This is a genomic window from Saccharopolyspora rhizosphaerae, assembly GCF_003931915.1.
In the GTDB taxonomy this organism is placed as follows: Bacteria; Actinomycetota; Actinomycetes; order Mycobacteriales; family Pseudonocardiaceae; genus Saccharopolyspora; species Saccharopolyspora rhizosphaerae.
In genome coordinates this window covers 116,015-135,202 of sequence record NZ_RSAA01000026.1, presented here as the reverse complement: position 1 = coordinate 135,202, position 19,188 = coordinate 116,015, and the positions used below count along the sequence as shown (strand labels likewise).

The 19,188-nt window shown below is 71.1% G+C and carries 16 protein-coding genes and 1 pseudogene; 9 read left to right on the top strand and 8 right to left on the bottom strand.

The features are described 5' to 3' along the window. Positions 1 to 372: 372 nt before the first annotated feature. A complete protein-coding gene (locus EIL87_RS22275) occupies positions 373 to 1,554 on the bottom strand; it encodes an AI-2E family transporter (RefSeq protein ID WP_125092538.1) in 1,182 nt (393 codons plus the stop codon). A 1,136-nt stretch (positions 1,555 to 2,690) separates the two neighbouring features. Between EIL87_RS22275 and EIL87_RS22270 the strand changes: the two genes are divergently transcribed. Together EIL87_RS22270 and EIL87_RS22265 are read left to right on the top strand one after the other, a co-directional pair. After that, positions 2,691 to 3,449: a hypothetical protein gene (locus EIL87_RS22270; protein ID WP_125092537.1), complete on the top strand. Its 759-nt coding sequence runs from the start codon at positions 2,691 to 2,693 to the stop codon at positions 3,447 to 3,449. A gap of 159 nt (positions 3,450 to 3,608) precedes the next feature. Next, positions 3,609 to 4,718 (top strand): hypothetical protein, encoded by a 1,110-nt coding sequence (locus tag EIL87_RS22265; protein ID WP_125092536.1) that lies wholly within the window; start codon positions 3,609 to 3,611, stop codon positions 4,716 to 4,718. 91 nt (positions 4,719 to 4,809) lie between these two features. Here the strand turns inward: EIL87_RS22265 and EIL87_RS22260 are convergent, their stop codons facing one another. Further along, positions 4,810 to 6,102 (bottom strand): glycosyltransferase 87 family protein, encoded by a 1,293-nt coding sequence (locus EIL87_RS22260; protein WP_125092535.1) that lies wholly within the window; start codon positions 6,100 to 6,102, stop codon positions 4,810 to 4,812. Positions 6,103 to 6,447: 345 nt separating this feature from the next. Between EIL87_RS22260 and EIL87_RS22255 the strand changes: the two genes are divergently transcribed. Then, positions 6,448 to 7,305, top strand: coding sequence for a GGDEF domain-containing protein (locus EIL87_RS22255; protein WP_125092534.1), 858 nt, complete (start codon positions 6,448 to 6,450; stop codon positions 7,303 to 7,305). A 113-nt stretch (positions 7,306 to 7,418) separates the two neighbouring features. On the opposite strand, the gene EIL87_RS22250 is transcribed toward EIL87_RS22255, so the two are convergent. Beyond that, complete coding sequence (locus EIL87_RS22250) at positions 7,419 to 8,540, bottom strand: inositol-3-phosphate synthase (RefSeq protein ID WP_407690568.1); 1,122 nt, start codon at positions 8,538 to 8,540, stop codon at positions 7,419 to 7,421. A 33-nt stretch (positions 8,541 to 8,573) separates the two neighbouring features. Then, positions 8,574 to 9,146, bottom strand: a complete 573-nt coding sequence (locus EIL87_RS22245) for a PadR family transcriptional regulator (RefSeq protein WP_125092533.1) — start codon at positions 9,144 to 9,146, stop codon at positions 8,574 to 8,576. Positions 9,147 to 9,355: 209 nt separating this feature from the next. On the opposite strand from EIL87_RS22245, the gene EIL87_RS22240 reads away from it, so the two are divergent. The 6 genes from EIL87_RS22240 (at position 9,356) to EIL87_RS27580 (ending at position 16,393) form a co-directional block, all read left to right on the top strand. Further along, positions 9,356 to 9,760, top strand: coding sequence for a DUF5318 domain-containing protein (locus EIL87_RS22240; protein WP_199740556.1), 405 nt, complete (start codon positions 9,356 to 9,358; stop codon positions 9,758 to 9,760). A 102-nt stretch (positions 9,761 to 9,862) separates the two neighbouring features. Continuing rightward, positions 9,863 to 12,889 (top strand): transglycosylase domain-containing protein, encoded by a 3,027-nt coding sequence (locus EIL87_RS22230; RefSeq protein WP_158628687.1) that lies wholly within the window; start codon positions 9,863 to 9,865, stop codon positions 12,887 to 12,889. A 78-nt stretch (positions 12,890 to 12,967) separates the two neighbouring features. Next, entirely contained in the window at positions 12,968 to 14,608 is a 1,641-nt protein-coding gene (locus EIL87_RS22225) for a glycosyltransferase family 87 protein (RefSeq protein ID WP_407690567.1), read from the top strand. 30 nt (positions 14,609 to 14,638) lie between these two features. Beyond that, on the top strand, positions 14,639 to 15,052 hold the full coding sequence (locus EIL87_RS22220; protein WP_125092529.1) for a hypothetical protein: 414 nt from the start codon (positions 14,639 to 14,641) through the stop codon (positions 15,050 to 15,052). Positions 15,053 to 15,180: 128 nt separating this feature from the next. Further along, a complete protein-coding gene (locus EIL87_RS22215) occupies positions 15,181 to 15,375 on the top strand; it encodes a PspC domain-containing protein (protein ID WP_125092528.1) in 195 nt (64 codons plus the stop codon). Between the two features lie 742 nt (positions 15,376 to 16,117). Further along, positions 16,118 to 16,393, top strand: a complete 276-nt coding sequence (locus EIL87_RS27580) for a hypothetical protein (protein WP_233576482.1) — start codon at positions 16,118 to 16,120, stop codon at positions 16,391 to 16,393. 127 nt (positions 16,394 to 16,520) lie between these two features. Here the strand turns inward: EIL87_RS27580 and EIL87_RS27860 are convergent. The 4 genes and pseudogenes from EIL87_RS27860 to EIL87_RS22195 form a co-directional block, all read right to left on the bottom strand. Continuing rightward, a pseudogene (locus EIL87_RS27860) lies at positions 16,521 to 16,631 on the bottom strand (ABC transporter ATP-binding protein); the annotation flags it as partial. Positions 16,632 to 16,859: 228 nt separating this feature from the next. Continuing rightward, positions 16,860 to 16,994: a hypothetical protein gene (locus tag EIL87_RS27765; RefSeq protein ID WP_267898871.1), complete on the bottom strand. Its 135-nt coding sequence runs from the start codon at positions 16,992 to 16,994 to the stop codon at positions 16,860 to 16,862. Further along, positions 16,991 to 18,415: a M20/M25/M40 family metallo-hydrolase gene (locus EIL87_RS22200; RefSeq protein WP_199740565.1), complete on the bottom strand. Its 1,425-nt coding sequence runs from the start codon at positions 18,413 to 18,415 to the stop codon at positions 16,991 to 16,993. The genes EIL87_RS27765 and EIL87_RS22200 overlap by 4 nt, the downstream gene beginning before the upstream one ends. A 56-nt stretch (positions 18,416 to 18,471) precedes the next feature. Further along, positions 18,472 to 19,110: a GOLPH3/VPS74 family protein gene (locus EIL87_RS22195; RefSeq protein ID WP_125092525.1), complete on the bottom strand. Its 639-nt coding sequence runs from the start codon at positions 19,108 to 19,110 to the stop codon at positions 18,472 to 18,474. Positions 19,111 to 19,188: the final 78 nt, after the last annotated feature.

Here is a 19,188-nt window from a genome sequence, read left to right as displayed (position 1 = left end):
TGCGGGCGGCCACCGGGTGGTGGCCACCCTGGTGGAGCGCCGATGGCAGGACCGGAGCGGCTCCGCGGACTCCGCGCCCCGCTCGTCGAGCCATGTCGACCCGGCTCCGGGCGCACTCGCCGCGCAGCCGCTCAACACCTGCAGCGGTGCCGGGCGAGCCGAGTACCCCCGTCGAACTTCGCGCGAGGTTCGACCGGGATCTTCAGCCCTCGAACTTCGCGCGAAGTTCGACGGGAGCTGCGCTGTGCGGGCCCGAGTGGCGGCGGTTCCGCTCGTTTCCCTGGACAAGCTCCTGCGGGGATGTTCCGGCGGGCGGCTGGCGCAGCAGAAGGCCGCGGCGGGTGACTCCCGCCGCGGCCTGTCCGCTCGTGCTCAGTCCTTCTTCTGCTCCTCGCCGGGCTCGTCCGGCTCGGTCTCCTCCGGCTCGGGTTCGTCGGCTTCGGCTACCTCATCGGGGACGGCGGTGCCGTCGGGGGACTCCTCCTCGACCGCGACCAGCGCGCGGATCGCGGAGTTGAGCACCGCGACGATCGGGATCGCCAGGAGTCCGCCGACGATGCCGTTGACGACGACGCCGATGCTGATCGCCAGCACCACTCCCAGCGCGTGGATCTTCACCGCGCGCCCCAGGATCAGCGGCTGCAGCACGTTGCCCTCCAGCTGCTGCACCGCGAGCACGATCCCGACCACGATGAGCGCCACGACCCAGCCCTTGGTCACCAGGGCGACCAGGACGGCGACCGCGCCCGAGGCGACCGCACCGACGATCGGCACGAAACCACCGAGGAACACCAGCGCGGCCAGTGGGATCGCCAGCGGAACGCCCAGGATGCTCAGGCCGAGCCCGATGCCGAGCGCGTCGACCACGGCGACCAGCGCGGTCGCGCGCACGAAACCGACCAGCGAGGTGAAGCCGGCGACGCCCGCGCGGTCGACCTTGTCGCGCACCTGCTGCGGCGCCATCCGGATCACGAACAGCCACACGCGGCGGCCGTCGTAGAGGAAGTAGATGAGGGTGAACAGGGCGAGCACGATGCCGGTCAGCACGTTGCCGAAGGTGCTCGCGGTGGACAGCGCACCGCTGGTCAGCACCGCCTGGTTGGCCTGCAGCCACTCGCGCGCCTGCTCGATGTAGCGGGCGATCTGGTCGTCGTTGAGGTGCAGCGGCGAGACCGCCAGCCACTGGCGCATCGCCTCGAGGCTGGCCACGACCTGGCGCTGCAGGTCGGGGAAGCCGTTGATGAAGGCGTTGACGACGAAGGTCAGCACCCCGCCGACCACCGCGAGGCCGCCGATCAGCACCGCTGCCGTCGCCAGCGCTCGGGGAACGTTGCGCCGCGCCAGCCAGGACACCACCGGCGCGAGCAGCGCTGCCAGCAGCAGGGCGATCGCCACCGGGATCACGACCACGTAGATCCGAATGATGATCATGCCCGTCACGTACAGGGCGGCGGCGATCACCAGCATTCGCCAGCTCACCGCCGCGGAAACCCGCAATGCCCGGGGGATCGACGTCGAAGCGTCCTCCGGTTCGCTGATCTTCAGCTCGCTCACCCCGTCACCGTATCGCCGATCATCAACTCGCATCTGCACAACGCGCAGCTACCCGCACCCGCCTGGCGGTAACCCGACGACCACCGTGATCCGTGCCCTGATCACAACGATCACCAGGACCCGCGACCGCCGACGATGCTCGGGTTGTGCAGCTGATCACGACACCGCCCCAGGGGCCTGATCACGCAGCTGGCTCGGAGTGGAGCAGCGCGCAGCGCCCCCTGACGTGAACCCGAACGCAGCGCCGCCCGACGCGTGGCCGACGCCCTCCGACCGCCCGCAAACCCCACCCGGCGGTGATCCGGCCGCAGCCCGGCGACCGCGGTGGCTGCAGTCACCGCTGCCGAGGTCGATGGCGGAGGCGCCCGAGCCGTGGACCGGACCACCCGGTGTTCGAGCACCCGACGACCGCGGTTTCGAGGCTCCTGATGACCGCGGCTCTTCCGGTGCCGGATCTCTCTGGCCGTGGCGTACGGGGATTTCCGGTTCGCGGTGTCGACCCGGACGTGGACCCCGATCATCCCGTGGTCGAGCGTCTGATCACCGGGTTCCTCCGGGTGTGGAGCGGCTGCGGGCTTGGTCTGGGGCGCCGGTTCGCGGCGGTGGGGCGCGGACCGGATCACCAGGTTCCGTCTTCCTGATCACCGAGTCTTCGGGTGCGGGGCCGCCGAGGTCGTGGTGTGGGGCGTCGGTTGGCGGTCGTGGTCAGGCCGTCGACCGGATCACCGTGGTTTTCGGCCCTCCGATCATCGCGGTGCTCTGGGCCCGGAGCCGGTGGTGCGGAACTCCCGTGGACGGGGTGCGGAGCCGGGTGTGGCGGGCGACCGCGCAGGCACCCGGGCGACGGTGCTGATCACCGGTCCTCCGAGGTCCGGCGGTCGCGGTCGCAGCGCGGTCGGGATGCGCGTGGACGGGATTCCGAGGCATCGGTTCTCGTCGGACTGCTTCGCCGCTGCCCAGGCCGTCGTGGTTGTCCGGTTCGGGAGGATCGGCAAGTCGAAGTGTGTAACACGATGTGGCGAACTGATTCCTCTGCGCTTACGGAAGTCGACCTTGCTTTGACAGAGTTCCGGTCGCGAGGGAGGACGAAGCTCCGTGGGGGAGTCGCAGCAGGCCGAGGAGGTTCTGGCGCCGCCATGTCCGTCAACGACCGCACGCCGCAGACCGCCGCACGGCGGTTGCTCGGTCGTGCCCTGGTCCTGGCGGGCACGGCGGTGGCCGGAACCTCCGCGGCACTGCTGATCGGCCAGCCCGCGGAGGCCGAGCCGGCGGCGGAACCCGCTCAACCCGGTGAGGTGCTCGCCGGATCTCCGCTGCTGTCCGAGGCCGCCGCGCTCACCGAGGGCGCCGCGGACCTGCCGGCCGCCGCGTGGGACCGGGTCTCCCCGGCCGACCCCGCTTCGTTCCCGCTCGAGGGCATCGACCCGCTCACCCTGGTGCCCGGCGAACCCGTCGAGCGCCTGGTCACCAGCGACCTCGACGAGGAGGCCGCTGCCCCAGCGCCGGACGGGTCAGACCCGGAGGCGGCACCGGCCGAAGCACTCGCCGCCGTGCCGGACCAGCAACCGGCCGCGGTGGCCGTCGCGGACGTCCGCTCCCCGGCCTCCGAGCCGTCCGCACCGCAGGCGGACGTCCCCGTCCGGAAGAGCGGACAGTCCGTGCCGGTCGAGCCGGAGGACACCTCCGGACCGGAGTTCCCGCAGCGGAACTCCACGCCGCCCGCGTCGACCGGGTGCGCAGGGAGCACGGCCGACGGGCAGCAGGGCACCGGCCTGCCCGGCTGGTACCCGGCGGCGCCGAGCGCCGACGGTGCGCTGCCGGACAGGCGCGCGGACGACCGCGACGAACTGCTGCGCGGCGTCCCGGCCCCGCAACCCGGTGCGACCCCTGACTGACCTGCTGACCGGCCGCGACGCGCAGCGTGGCGCTTCGCGGGCCGGTACTTCGCGATCTGAGTCCACCGCCGCCTGACCATGATCAAGTTCTGGTCTCGGTGCGGCGCTCGAAGTTGATTTTCCCCCGAGACGCGGGGAGCCTGGTTAAGGAGAAGATCCATGCAGACTTGGGCGAAGCGCGGAGTTCAGACCGCGCTGGTCACTGGTGGCATGCTGGCCGTCGGCACGGGGGTCGCTTCCGCCGGGGACGCCTGTCAGCAGCAGCGTCCGATGCCGTTGGGAGAGTCGGTGTACCCGCCCGCGCTCGACGACACCGCACCGCTGGGCCGTTGCCTGGCCGGCGACCTGTTCACCGAGCAGCACGGCAGCCCCGTGGTGGGGGCGCGCAGTGCCCTCGACGAGTCCGCGAACGAGCTGACCCGCGAGATCCCGGCGCTGCGCTTCCAGGAGTCGCCGCTGAAGCTGGCGGGCTGGGCGGCCGACCCGTCCGAGGCCACGCCGCTGGACCTGCGCCGCTCGGCGCACGGCCCCGCCCCGATCACCCCGTCCGAGGGCTTCCACCGCTCGTTGAGCTGGTCCGCTCCGATCGGTGACGTCGTCCGCGACACGGCGACCGACGGCGGACCGCAGACCGCCGAGCTGGTGATCCCGCACGACGACCTCGTCTACTTCGACGGCTTCGGCCAGGCCAACGGGATCATGGAGCTCTACGAGGGCGCGCTGGCCTCCCGCCAGCAGGCGCCGGTGGAGTCCGGCGGTCTGCTGGCCACCGACTCTGTCGACCTCACCGACGGGGACGTGGGCGGTCTGCGCAGCGACCTGCACACCGTGCCGCCGCTGGTGCTGACCGCCGCTTTGGCGGAGCCGCCCGCTCCCGCGGCAGCGCCGGTCGACTTCGTGCCGCTGGACGTGCCGGGTGAGCGACAGGCCCCGGTCACCGAGGTGCCGCTGCTCGACGGTCTCTCGCGGGTGGAGCTGTCCCAGGTTCCCGGCGCCACCGGGCGCAGCGGCCCCGGCCTCTCCGCGCCGCTGCCGGGATTCGGCGAGCTCAACGCCCTGCAGAACGGCCAGGCGTCGGCTCCCACGCCGAGCCGGATCACCGCCGCGCTGGAGGACACCGTGCTCCCGGCGCCGACCAAGGTCGGCCCCCGCACCCAGCTGCCCGCCGTGGCCGACGCCCCGGACGTCACGCTGCCGATGCCGGCCATCAGCCCCGACCTGGTGCACCGCTTCGACGACGCCCAGACCGTGGTCATGAACCGCATCTGATCCGCGGACGCGAAGAAGGCCCCCTCCGAGGAGGGGGCCTTCTTCGTCTTGCGGAGCGCTGAGGGGTTGCCCATGAGCCCTCGAACGGGCCTCATCTCACGGCGGGCTCCTCGGCGCGGGGGATGTTCACCGGGGTCCGGTCGCGTTCGCGCCACCACAGGTAGCCGTTGTAGACGAGGTAGGCGGCGCCGAAGTAGACGTAGGAGTTGCCGACGAACTGCTCGAAGAAGTTCCAGGTCAGCTCGAGGCCCTTGCCCTGGGGCATCTTCCAGTGCGGGCCCGTCATGAACAACCCGCCGATCAGCGTCGTCAGCAGCAGCATCCCCCAGTCGCGCCGGACCACCGCTGCACCGGCGAGCAGCACCAGGCCGGGGATCGCCCACACCCAGTGGTGCGACCAGGAGATCGGCGAGAGCATCAGCCCCAGGACGCCGTTGATCACCACCGCGGTCGGCAGGTCCCGCTGCCGGATCGCGTTGATCATCCCGAGCACCGCCAGGGCCAGCACGAGCAGCGCGAGCACCGCCAGCACGGCGGTGAGGTGCGGCGTGGTCAGCTTCGACAGCAGCGACTTCAGCGACTGGTTGCCGGCGTAGGTCGAGGCGTCACCGGTGAACTTCGGCCCGAAGTTGACGTGGCTGTTGGCGAAGACCTCCTCCAGCCAGAACCGGCGGGCGTTGTCGAAGGTGGCCAGCAGACCGATCAGCGCGGTGCCGACGAAGGTCAGCAGCGAGACGACGATCATCCGGAAGTCCCGGCGCAGCAGCGGCAGCAGCAGGAAGACCAGCGGCGTGAGCTTGATGCCCGCGGCGATGCCGATGAGCAGGCCGCGCGGGTAGGGCAGCTTCTTGGTGCCCTCGACCCGCCACAGGCAGTCCACGACCACCAGGGCCATCAGCACGATGTTGATCTGCGCGTAGGTGATCGTCTCCATCACCGGCTCGCTGATCGTGGCGATCGGCAGCACGGCGGCCGTCACCAGCAGCACCTTGTCGCGGTGCGCCTGCAGGAACGTCGACTCCCGCAGCACCACGTACAGCGTGGTCAGCAGCGCGATGTGGCTGACCAGCATGATCACCGCCGTCGAGACCAGCTTGGGCACCAGCGCCAGCGGCGCGAACACGATCGCGGCGAACGGCGGGTAGATGAACGGCAGCAGCAGTCCGGATTCGGTCGGTGGCAGGTTGTGGTACAGATCGCGGCCGGCCAGCAGCGCTTGGGCGCCCTGCCGGTACACCTCGCCGTCGATGTGGTCGTGGGTGTTGACGGTCGAGACCACCACCACGGCGATCAGCTCGGCGATCGCGATGACCGCCAGCAACGACTTGTGACCACGCAATCGCTCGGCCAGCGGACCCAGGTCCGCGGTTCCGGGCATCGGCATGCACCATCCTCTCGGCTACCACTGCTGCTCAAGGGTAGAGACGGGCGCGGTCGCACCGGGCGCTCGGCGTCGTCCGGCACAACGCTCCCATCCGTGACGCTCTCCTTATCGGCCGAGGCGCCGCTCCGTTTCGGGACGCTTCCCCGATCGTGTTTCACCTGCGCGGTTGATCAATGTGCCGTGATCGAGGAGACGCGTGGGGCAGGAGTGACACATGCCTTGACGGAGAGTTATGCGCGAAGCGTGATTCCACCGTTACGGGTGGTCGCTTCGCTCTTGAAAATCGCCCCGTCTCCAGAGGAGGCTCGAACGGACTGCTCCGTTTGGTGGGAGGGAGGGGGCCGAATGAGTGTCCTGGACGTGGCTGCAGCCCAACTGGCGCCGGTGTGGGACGAACTCGTCAGTGGGCTGAACGTCGGGGTGATGCTGACCGACGACCGCGGCCAGGTGCTGGCCACCAACGACGTGGCCGCAGACCTGATGCAGCTCGACCGGGCTGATCTGCTGACCGGCACCCGCCCCCACGACTGGCAGCTCCGCGACGACACCGGGTCTCCCATGCCCGACTGGGCCGACCTGGCCGGGCAAGTGCTCCGCGCGGGCTGTCCTCTGTCCATCCCGCTCGTCATCATCAGCGGTCACACGCAGAGCCGCATCTGGGCCGACTACCACGCGGTCACCGTGCAGGGGCGCAGGCGCGTGCTGGTGCTGCTGCAGTCGGTGCACACCGACGTGTCGCACTCCTCCGGCCTGCTCGACCCGCTGACCGGTCTGCCCGGCCGCGTGCTGTTGCTGGACCGCTTGGAGCAGTCGTTGGTCCGCTCCCGCTCGCGGGGAACGCTGTCGACCCTGGTGCTCATCGACGTGCAGCAGCTCGCCGAGTTCAACGCCGCGCACGGGTTCGAGCGCGGTGACGAGCTGCTGTCGATGCTGGCCAGGAGGCTGCGCGAAGGGCTGAGCGACGAGCACACCGTCGCTCGCTACGGCGGGGACGAGTTCGCGGTGGTCGCCGAGCACCCGAGCGGCACCGGCGAGCGGATCGCCGCGCAGGCACGCGAGGTCGCCGGCTGGCCGATGCGCGTCGGGCGCAAGCGGGTCCGCCCCGGCCTGCGGGTCTCCTGGGTGACCACCGACGGCTTCGCCTCGGTGCACTCGGTCCTCGCCCGCGCCGAGCAGCAGCTCACCGCCACGGTGCGGTCCTAGAACCTGGTCGCCGGATCACGGAGGGAGGTGCTGCGTGGGTCCAACAACCCCTGCTGAACAAGGCGGGGCACCCACGGTGAGGTGAGTGCCCCGCTCTTCTGCGTCCGGGTGGTTCAGCGGTCCGCGTCGCCCGCGATGAAGTCCTCGACGGCCTGGTAGGCGTCGGAGTCGGAGTACTGCTCCGGCGGCGACTTCATGAAGTAGGACGAGGCCGACAGGACCGGCCCGCCGATGCCGCGGTCCTTGGCGATCTTCGCCGCGCGGATCGCGTCGATGATGATGCCCGCCGAGTTCGGCGAGTCCCACACCTCGAGCTTGTACTCCAGGTTCAGCGGCACGTCACCGAAGGCGCGCCCCTCAAGCCGGATGTAGGCCCACTTGCGGTCGTCCAGCCACGGCACGTAGTCCGAGGGCCCGATGTGCACGTTCCGCTTGCCCAGGTCGCGGTCGACCTGCGAGGTCACCGACTGCGTCTTGGAGGTCTTCTTCGACTCCAGGCGCTCGAGCTCCTTCATGTTGAGGAAGTCCATGTTGCCGCCGACGTTGAGCTGCATCGTGCGGTCCAGGTGCACGCCGCGGTCCTCGAAGAGCTTGGCCAGCACGCGGTGCGTGATGGTGGCGCCGACCTGCGACTTGATGTCGTCGCCGACGATCGGCACGCCGGCCTCGGTGAACTTGGCGGCCCACTCCGGGTCCGAGGCGATGAACACCGGGAGCGCGTTGACGAACGCCACGCCCGCGTCGATCGCGCACTGCGCGTAGAACTTGTCGGCCTCCTCCGAGCCCACCGGCAGGTAGGACACGAGGACGTCCACCTCGGCGTCGCGCAGCGCCCGCACCACGTCGACCGGCTGCTCGTCGGACTCCTCGATGGTCTCCCGGTAGAACCGGCCCAGACCGTCGTGCGTGTGCCCGCGCTGCACGGTGACGCCCAGCGGCGGCACGTCGGCGATCTTGATGGTGTTGTTCTCGCTGGCGACGATGGCCTCGGAGAGGTCCCGGCCCACCTTCTTGGCGTCCACGTCGAACGCGGCGACGAACTCGACGTCACCGACGTGGTAGTCGCCGAAGGCGACGTGCATCAGACCAGGCACCTTGGTGTCCGGATCGGCGTCGGAGTAGTGGTGCACGCCCTGCACCAGGGATGCAGCGCAGTTCCCAACGCCGACGATCGCCACTCGCACCGAGCGACCGGGACGATCTCCGCCCATGGCAGGGCCCTCCTTCTTGGTCATCTGTCGTGTCCTCGCTTGAGTTGAGCCGGTGGCTCAGCGTCCACCGGCATCGGGCCGCCCGGGCGCCGAGGCAGCGGCCTGCTCGGCTCGTTCGGTCTCGATGATCTCGTCCAGCCAGCGGACCTCGCGCTCGCTGTGGTCCAGCCGCAGCCGGTGCAGCTCCCGCGTGTAGCGGTCCAGGCACTCCTCGGGGCGGGCCAGCGCGCTGCGCAGCCCCTCCTGGCGTTCCTCCACCCGGCGGCGCCGGGCCAGCAGGATGCGCATCCGCGCATCGGCGGGCGTGCGGGAGAAGAACACCACGTGCACGCCGAAGGCGTTGTCCTCGCAGGCGCGGGGGCTGCAGTCGGCGACCAGCTCCGCGAAGCGGTGCTCGCCGGCGGGCGTGATGCGGTACACGCGGCGGGCCCGGCGCCCCCAGGCCTTGGGGTCCGCCGCGTCGGACTCCTCCTCGATCAACCCGGCCCGGCACAGCCTGCGCAGCGTCGGGTACAGCGAGCCGCAGGAGAGCGCGCGGAACACGCCGAGCGTGTCGTTCAGCTGCTTCCTCAGCTCGTAACCGTGCATCGAGGAGTCGTGCAGCAGCCCGAGCACCGCGAGTTCGAGCACCTGCACCTCCTACCAGCGTTCATCATGCGCCGCGAATAATGACGGCTGTCATCGCCGACCGGATCGCCGGGCGCAGTGTATCGCGCCGATATATCGGGACGCTCCGTCGAGGCCCTCGACGGTCCCGGCGTCCTCGCACGTGAGCGGGGACGTCCCTGCTGCCCTGAACGGCGCATGGAGCGGTCGCGGACGGCACGTACCCTGTGGACGTGCGGACCCAACGGCAAGTGGTCGACTACGCGTTGCAGCGCCGGGCGCTGCTCGCGCAGTTGCACGCTGGCCGCGTCGGGGTGATGGAGGTCTGCGACGCCGACCCGTACCTGCTGCAGGCGGCGAAGTTCCACGGTGTGCCCAGCGACACCACCTGCCCGGTGTGCAGGAAGGAAGAGCTGACCCAGGTCTCCTGGGTGTTCGGTGACGCCCTCAAGCACGCGTCGGGATCGGCGCGCAAGCCCGAGGAGCTGGACCGGATGGCCAACCTTTTCGAGGAGTTCAACGTCTACGTCGTCGAGGTGTGCCGCACATGTAACTGGAACCACCTGGTGCTGTCTTATGTTCTCGGGACCAACGGCTTGAACGACGGCCGACCCGGACGCAAGACTGCATCGGAGTGAGACCGGTCGTGCACCCGGCACGACCGCACGCGCCGATGCGGCGCACCCCCGACGTGAACGCATCACTGGCGTCGCCCCGACGCCTGTCCTGGAGGCCAACTCGTGAACGACGAGCGTGACGACCACGCCAAGGGCCGCCACTCCCGGCATCCGAACCCCGATGGTCGCTCCGCGCCGCCCCCGCCGCAGCGCCCCCCAGGCGGGCCTCCGCCGCCCCCGAGCGGTGGTCCCGCGTGGCCGGGAGATCAGTCCGGCGGCCGTCCTGGAGCCGGTGGCCAGCAGCCCTCGACCCCGCCGGGACGTCCCGGCGGCCAAGCCCCCGGTGGCCACGGAGCTGGGCAGCAACCGCACTGGCCCGGTGGCGAATCACCGGAGGAGACCACGGGTGCGTGGACACCCTCCTTCGACGACGACTCCGCGCCCGGTTCGAGTCCTTCACCCCTGAGCAGCAGGCTGAACGGGGAGGACGACGCGACGAGCCACTCGCCGCAGCCGCCCCCGCCGCCTCCGGGTCGCTCGGGTCCGCCGCCCGCCGGTCAGCAACCGCCGGGTGGTCAGCAACCGCCGGCGGGGCAACAGCCTCCTGCCGGTCAGCAGCCGCCTGGCCGGCCCGCGCCGCCGCCGGGTGAGGCGCCCACGCAGAACCTCCCGCAAACACCGGGCGAGGACCGCGGCGGTGCTCGCCCGGCCGGTGCCGCCTCGGGTGGTGCCGCTGCGGGCGGTGCAGCCGCTGGTGGTGCCGCCGCCGCGGGGGCGGCCGCAGCGGGTGCCGGTTCCGGCCGTGAGCCGAACCTGCTGACGCACTCGGACCAGGCGACGTACAACTACTACGCCGACGATCTCGATGACGACCCCTACGGCGACAGCGACTCGTTCGGCGACCACCCGAGCGGTGGTGCTGCGGACGTCGGCGCCACCGGTTTCCCGGTCGACAGCGAGGATCCGGACGACGAAATGAGTGCCGCTCGAGCCAAGCGCGCCGCGATGTGGCGTCGCATCCGCAGGGCCTGCTACGTGGCCGCGGCTGCGGGCGTGATCATCCCGACGCTGGTGTTCATCTACGGCTACTTCGCCTGGGAAGCGCCGGACGAGCAGAAGCTGCTCAACATGAAGCAGCCGATCACCATCACCTACGCGGACGACTCGCCGCTGGCGACGGTGAGCGACGACGGCTCCCGCGAGGTCGTGCGCGAACTCAACCAGGTGTCCAAGCCGCTGCGCGACGCGACGATCTCCGCGGAGGACGCGTCCTTCTACACCAACCCGGGCTTCGACTTCCAGGGCATCGCGCGGTCGGTGTTCTTCATGTTCACCGGTTCCGGCGTCGGTGGTGGTTCGACGATCACCCAGCAGTTCATCAAGCTGGACCTGGAGCTGAACAAGTCGGACCCCGACTACATCCGGAAGATCAAGGAGATCGTCCTCTCGTTCAAGATCACGAACGAGCGCGAGAAGGACGACATCCTGCTGTCGTACCTCAACACGGCCTACTACGGCCGGGGCGCCAACGGCATCACCGCGGCGGCCAACGCCTACTTCGGCAAGAAGCCGAGCGAGATCACGCCGCCGGAGGCCGCGGTGCTGGCGGGCATGGTGCAGCGCCCGAAGGGCAACGACCCCCGCGAGGACATGGAGCAGGCCACCACCCGGTTCAACTACGTGCTGGACCAGATGGTGAAGAACGGGTACCTGCCCGAGTTCGAGCGGGCGAACTGGCAGGCGCCGCCGGAGACCCGCGGTCAGAGCGACTGGCGGATCGACCGCCGGCTGACGCCGGACCAGTTCAAGATCAAGGACCAGGTCCTCCGCGAGCTGGAAGAAGCCGGCTACGACGAGGACACGCTGGCCCGCGAGGGCTTCAAGATCAAGACGACGATCGACCCGAAGGCCCAGCAGGCCGCGGTCGACGCCGCCACCACCCAGGCCGAGAACACGCTGCCGGACAACATCAAGACCTCGCTGGTGGCGGTCGAGCCCAAGACGGGTGCGGTCAAGGCCTACTACGGCGGTGGCGGTGACGTCGGTGGCTACGACTGGGCGGTCGCGCCCACCGAGCCCGGCTCGTCGTTCAAGCCGTTCGCGGTGCTGGCCGGTCTGCACAAGGGCCTGGGCATCGGCGAGTTCTACGACGGGTCCAGCCCGCAGAAGATCGCGGGCACCGACTTCGCCAACGCCCCCGGCGTGCAGTGCGACATCCCGAACAGGTGTGGCGTGCGCGAGGCCATGACGAAGTCGGTCAACACCGTGTTCGTCAACATCGCCGCCCGGGTCGGTCCGCCGGCGGTCGCCGAGGCGGCCCACGCTGCGGGCATCCCGAAGGAGTACAAGTCGGGCAAGGGCGGGACGAAGACCCTGCAGAACGCGGACGGTCAGACCCAGTCCGGCATCGCGCTGGGCATGTACCCGGTCAAGCCGATCGACATGGCCAACGCGTACGCGACCCTGGCGAACCAGGGCAAGTCGCACACGCCGCACATGGTCGAGGAGATCGTTCCGCGCGAAGGTTCGCCGATCAAGATCCACAACGAGCCGGTCAAGACGCTCTACGACGAGTCGGAGTCGGAGGCCGCGAAGCTGGCCTACAACACCATCGCGTCGATGTTCGACGTGGCCGACCACGCCAAGCGGGGCTTGGAGAACGGCCGGCCGGTGATGTCCAAGACGGGTACGCACCAGTACTTGGACACCAAGGACAACGCCACCGCGTGGATGATCGGCGCCACGCCGCAGCTGTCCACCTCGGTGTCGATGCTGGCCAACGAGAACGGCCGCAACGTCCCGCTGGAGGACAACTCGGGCACGAGCTTCTACGGCGGCAAGTACCCGGCGATGGTGTGGCAGAAGTTCATGAACTCCTACCACAAGGGCCTCAAGGTCGAGCAGTTCAAGAAGACCGGCCCCATCGGCCAGTTCGAGGACATCCCGCTGCCGCCGCCTCCGACGTCCTCGGAGCCGCCGACGTCGTCCATGCCGCCCACCTCGGAACCCAGCCAGTCCGAGCAGCCGACGACCAGTCGCACGCGGCCCGGCGGTGGTGGACGGGACTGCGGTGGCTTCTTCGAGCCGCCGTGCGAGTCGACCACGAGCGAGCCCGGTGACGTCGCGCCGACGCGCGACTTCGGCAACTGACCGGAACCGGCCTCAGGAGGGGCACCCGCCGACCCGGCGGGTGCCCCTCCTGCATTTCCGGGCCAGTAGCATCCGGGCGTGTCCACCAACGAACCTGCCGATCGGGAAACAGCGGCGTCTTCGGGGAACGCTTTCGCGGCGGTGGTGGACAGGACGTCCCTCTCCCCGGCCGACCGGGTCGCCCCGACCTGGACCGAGCCGCTCGCGCGGAAGGCGAGCCGGGTCATCGGCGGGCCGTTGGGCAGGCACGCGCAGGTCGGCAGGCAGTGGTTCTTCACGCCGCTGCGGGTGGTCCTGCTGCTGGCGGTGGTGACGCTGGTCGCGGCCTGGCTGTTCAAGGCGCCCTGCCAGGTCACCTACGAGACCGGTAGCGGGCCGCAGCTCGACTGGCGGAACAGCAAGCAGTACACCGCCATGTGCTACACGGACATCATCCCGCGCTACGGCGTGGGAGACCTCGCGCCGGACGACGCCTTCCCCTACAAGACGAGCTGGGTGGAGAACGCGGGCACGCCCGGGGAGCAGGTCCGGTACATGGAGTACCCGGTGCTGACCGGGCTCTTCCAGTGGATCAACGCCCGCGCCGCCGACGGGTGGGCGACGCTGGCCGCTTTCGGCTGGCTCCCCAGCGGGCTCACCAGCGTCCTGTACTTCAACATCACCGCCTTCTGGCTGGCCGCCGCCTGGCTGGTGACGATCTGGGCGCTGGTCGCGCTCACCCGCAGGCGCGTGTGGGACGTCGCCCTGGCCGCGGTGTCCCCGTTGGTCTTCGCGCACGCCTTCACCAACTTCGACGCCCTGGCAACGGCTCTCGGCACCGCCGGGCTGCTCGCGTGGGCGCGGCGACGACCCGTGCTCGCCGGTGCGCTGATCGGCATCGGCGGGGCGACCAAGCTGTACCCGCTGTTCTTCCTGGGGCCGCTGCTGGTGCTGGCCTGGCGCGCGGGGAAGCTGCCCGACGCCGCGCGGGCGGTGATGTCCGCGGCGCTGGCCTGGCTGGTGGTGAACGTGCCGGTCCTGCTCGCCTACCCGCAGGGGTGGGGGGAGTTCTTCCGCCTCAACAGCCAACGGCCCGCCGACCCGGACTCGCTCTACAACGTGCTGGTGCACTTCACCGGCTGGTCCGGTTTCGACGCCGGGCTCCCGCCCGGTGCGACACCGGTGGTGCTCAACGCGGTGAGCCTCGGGCTGTTCGTGCTGGCCTGCGCGGCGATCGGTTGGCTCGCGCTGGCCGCACCGACCCGGCCGCGGGTGGCGCAGCTGTGCTTCCTGGTGGTCGCGGCGTTCCTGCTGACCAACAAGGTCTGGAGCCCGCAGTACTCGTTGTGGCTGGTGCCGCTGGCGGTGCTGGCGCTGCCGCGCTGGCGGCTGCTGCTGACCTGGATGGCCGTCGACGCGGCGGTGTGGGCCCCGCGCATGTACTACTACCTGGGCAGCGCGAACAAGGGGCTGCCGGAAGGTTGGTTCCTGGGCGCGGTGGTGGTCCGGGACGCGTTGGTCGTGCTGCTGTGCGTGCTGGTGGTCCGCGAGGTGCTGCGCCCCGAGCGCGATGCGGTGCGCACCGCGTTGGCGGTTCCCGGGGACCACGCCGACGGCGTCGACGACCCGTGCGGCGGGGTCCTGGACGGATCTCGAGACCGTTTCGTGGTACCCGGCGTCGCCCGTTGGGGGCGTCGAGCTCTCGCGTTCACCCGGGGCGCTCTAGCTTCGAGGCGCTGATCCGCTCTTTCTCGTGGAGGTGCTTCGCACATGCCAGGTCGCACGCTGACCTTCGTCCTCGCCGCAGTCGCGGTGGCCGTCCCCGCCGCGGCGACAGCCGCGACGGCCGGAGCGGCACCCGCTCCGGCTCCGGTTCAAGTCCAGCTCGGTGAGGCCCGGTGCCAGGACATGTCCGGGGCGGTGGAGGCGGTGCCGATGCTCGCGACGGCCTTCCCCGACCCGGCGCACACCGCGTCCGTCGAGTACCGCATCACCGCGCTTCCGGAGGCGCCGCGGACCGCCTACGCGGTCAAGGTCAACGGTGAGACCAGGGGCTCGGGCTCGGTGGGCGGCAAGGGCCTCGTCATCGGCAGCACCGCCCTGCCGAACGGCACCCGGTCGACGGTCGAGGTGACCTCCGGCGACCGGGTCCTGGCCAGCCGCACCTACCAGCCGGCCTGCTGACGAGCGGCACGACTCGGGGCCCGGATCCCAGCGGGGGTCCGGGCCCCGTGCTGCGTCGGGGCCGTGTCCGGGGTGGTTCAGGGGCGTTCCCCGAGGTCGAGTCTGCCCGGGAGGCGCATCGTGGAGGCATGACGACCTACCACGATTCCTCCCTGTCCCGTCCGAAGGACCAGGCCGTGATCGCCGGCGTGTGCGCCGGCCTGGCGCGGCGCTTCGGCCTGGCGCCCACCACCGTCCGCATCCTCTTCCTGCTCTCCTGCTTGCTGCCCGGACCCCAGTTCGTCGCCTACCTCGTGCTGTGGGTGCTCATCCCGAAGTCCTGACGCCACGCGGTGAACGCCGTGGTCAGGACCAGCAGCACCGCCGTGCCGGCGGCCTGCACGAGCACCGCGGAAGGGGGCGGTGCCGGTGCTGAGGGCGAGCAGCAGCGGGTACGCGAGGGGGACCCACTTCGCCAGCAGCCTCAGCGTCAGCAGGACGACCGCCGCGGCCAGGGTGGCGCCGAGGCGCAGGACCACCAGGGCCGAGCACGGCAGCCCACGGCGACGCCGAAGGTGGCGCAGAGCAGGTGCACCAGCAGGCCCAGGGCCAGCGTGCCCGGCGGGACGTCGGCGCCGTGCGCGACGGCGCCCCAGCGCGCCCAGGGCCGAGGAGCACACCAGCACGGCCAGCACCGCACCGATCAGCACGCGGGTGGACGAGCCCGCGTGCGCGGCGGTGATCGCCCGCTGCTCCTCACCGGGAACCCCGGCCAGCACGGTGACCAACCACGCCGACACCAGCAGCGTCGACGCGACCGTCACCGCGTAAGCGGGCAGCACCGGACCGTGGTTGGTGGTGCGGAAGACGGCGAGCAGTCCGATGTGGACGAGCGTCGGCGGCGCGTACCGCTGCGAGTGCCCGAGCTCGGCGAGCTGGTGGCCGACCAGCGCGATCACCGTTGCCTCCCAGCCGGTTCCACGGCGACCACCGAACAGCCGAGGCGGATCGCCTCGGCCAGCACGGCTTCCCGCTGCGGCAGCTCGACCTCCAGCTCGACGTTCCGGCCGTGCCAGACGCCGAGCCGTGGTAGACCGGCCCGCCGGACTCGACGCGCTCGGGCTTGCTGCCCTGGCGCTGGGCAAGACGCTGCTGGCCGCGCTAAGGCGCGCGGAGGTCGACGAGATCTACAGCGGCCACACGAACGCCGTCGTGACCGGACCAGGCGCCCTCGCGTCCGCCGTGGAGCACGATCGAGCAGGTCGGGACCGCCGTGCCGAGGTCGACGAGCCGTCCGTCCGCCGGCCGTTGCGCCCGGGTGGCCGCGTGGCGGACGAGGTCCGTCCGGGCGGTGGTCGGTGACGACCACGGCCGCCACCTCCGCGATGACCTCGGTGAGCACCGGGCGGGTCTCGGTGTCGAGCCCGGACCAAGGTTCGTCGAGCACCAGCACGTCGGGCTCGGCCAGCCACGCCTGGGCGAGCCCGACCTTCTGCGCGTTGCCCTGGGACAGCTCGCGCAGCGGTGTCTCCGGACCACCGGCCAGCGCGATCCGCTCCCGCCACCGCATCGCCCGCTCGTCGGCACGCGCCCAGGTCAGCCCGCTGATCCGGCCGAGGTGCCGCAGGTAGGAGCGGGCGCTCGCCCGACTACCTCCACCCTGCTGCGAGTGCTGGCCGGGGTCCCCGGCCGTCCGGCGGAGCTGTCCGGACCGCGTCGCGCGTGGGCTACGTGCCGGACAGGTTCCCCGCGCGGCAGCGGAGGGAGCTCCACCCGGGCGAGGTGGTCGGGCGTCCTGGGCAGCAACGGGTCGGGGAAGCGACTGCCTCTACGTCGACCCGAGCGCTGCGCGAGGTGAGGTCGCCTGGACCTCCAGGTCGACGCCGCGCAGCACCGTCCGGCGACCGTGCCGCTGGGTCAGGCCGGACACGGCCGCGACGGGGTGCGCCGCGGTGGCGGTCACCGGTTCGCGTGGGCGTCGAGGACGTAGGCGATCGCGCTGGTGATCTTGCCGGCGAAGGCGAGGTCGAGGCTCTCGTCCGGGACGTGGGCGTTGCTGTCCGGACCGAGGGCACCGGTCACGACGAACTGCGCGTCCGGGTACGCCTCGTGCAGCAGGCCCATGAACGGGATCGAGCCGCCCAGCCCCATCGTCCGCCAGCTCGCTCCGAAGATCTCCTCGCTCGCCGTGTCCAGCACGCCCGACAGCCACGGGGCCGGGTCCGGGGCGTTCCAGCCCAGGCCCGCCTCGGAGTGCCCGAAGGTGACGCGGGCGCCGTGCGGGACGTCCTCGGTCACCCTCCGCTGCACGGCTTCGAGCGCGGCGTGCGGGTCGGCGGTCGGCGGCAACCGGAAGCTGAGCTGCAGCGTCGTCGACGGGCGCAGGACGTTGCCCGCGTCGGCGGGCTTGGGCAACCCGTCGGCGCCGATCACCGACAGGGTCGGCCGCCAGGTGTTGTTCAGCGCGAGCTCGACCTCGTCGTCGGAGACCGGCCGCACGCCCTCGGGCCACGGCACCGAGTCGCGGACCATGCCGGGCACGGCCTCGACGGCCGCGCGGGTCTCGGCGATCCGGTTCTGCGGGATCTCCACGTTGAGCTCGGGCAGCAGGACCTCGCCGTTCGCGGAGTCCTCGACGCGGTCCAGCAGCTGCCGCAGAACGCGGAACGAGCTGGGCACGATGCCGCTGGCGATGCCGGAGTGCAGGCCGGAGTCCAGGACCTGGACGGTGACCTCGAGCTGCACCATGCCGCGCAGCGAGTTCGTCAGCCACATCCGCTGGTAGTCGCCCGCACCGGAGTCCAGGCACACCACGAGCGACACCGCGCCGAGCCGGTCGCGCAGGTGCTCCAGGTAGGCGGGGAGGTCGGGGCTGCCGGACTCCTCACCGGTCTCCAGCAGCACGACGCAGCGCGCGTGCGACCCGCCGTGCGCGCGGACCGCCTCGATCGCGGTGACCGCCGCGTACCCGGCGTAGCCGTCGTCGGCGGCGCCGCGGCCGAAGAGCTTGCCGTCGCGCACCACCGGGGTCCACGGCCCCAGGCCCTCCGTCCAGCCGCCGACCGGCGGCTGCTTGTCGAGGTGGCCGTAGAGGAGCACCGACTCCTCCGGTGCGTCCTCCGAGCCGGGCACGTCCACCAGCAGCAACGGGGTCCGTCCGGGCAACCGGACGACCTCGACCTGCGCGCCGTCGATCCCGCGGCCGTCGATCCACGCCCGCACGTGCTCGACGGCGGCGTCGAGGTGCCCGGTGCTCTCCCAGTCGGCGTCGAAGGCCGGCGAGACCGCCGGGATCCTCACGAAGTCGGACAGGCTCGGCAGGACAGCCTCGTCCCACGCCTGGTCAACGGTCTTGGCAACAGCAGCTCGATCCACGAGCGCGATCCTATGCCCGGCAGGTGGCGGTTGTCCGGGCCTGCCGTGCCGGTGGCGGGATGCCGTCAGCTGTTCGCGGCACCGACCGCGATGACGGTCGTGGTGGCGATGATCGCGGTGGTCTGGGCGATCACGTCGCGGACCGCCCCGCCCAGCTGCTCGCCCTTGCTGATCTCCTTGAGCCGCCTGCGCTCGGCCCGGTCGAAGCCGAGGGGCGTGTGCAGCCCGGTGGCGTGCACCAGCGCGGCCAGCAGCGCGAGGCGTTCGTCGAGCACGACCTCGTCGCGCGCGGCCGCCCGGATCCGGGCGATGAGCGCGTCACGCGCGCCGCTGTCCGGGGTCAGCAGGTCGTACTTGAAGAACAGGAACTTCTTGCGCTCCCGGTGCATGAGGCCGCGCTCGACGAGCGCCTCGGCGTGCTGCTTGCGGGCGGAGCTGCGGTGCTGGATGAAGGTCGTCGCGTGCACCGGCTTGTTCTTCGCCCCGGCCTTGCGGGTCAGCAGGGCGACGGCCTCGTCGATCCAGCCGACACCGCTCGGCTCGGCGTCGAGCACGGTCACCTTCTTGCCGTCCAGGCCGACGCGGTCGGTGAGCACCAGTTCGCCGAGTTCGGCGGCCCCGGTGTGGTCGGAGGTCGCGTGGTACGAGCCGTGGGACTTGTGCAGCAGCAGCACGAACTCCTCGGGCAGGCTCAGCGTCGTCATGGGGAGGAGTCTGGCAGCGATCCGGGCCCGGCGGGGCGCGCACGGCGCGGTTCATGACATCCGTCAGCACCACTCGTG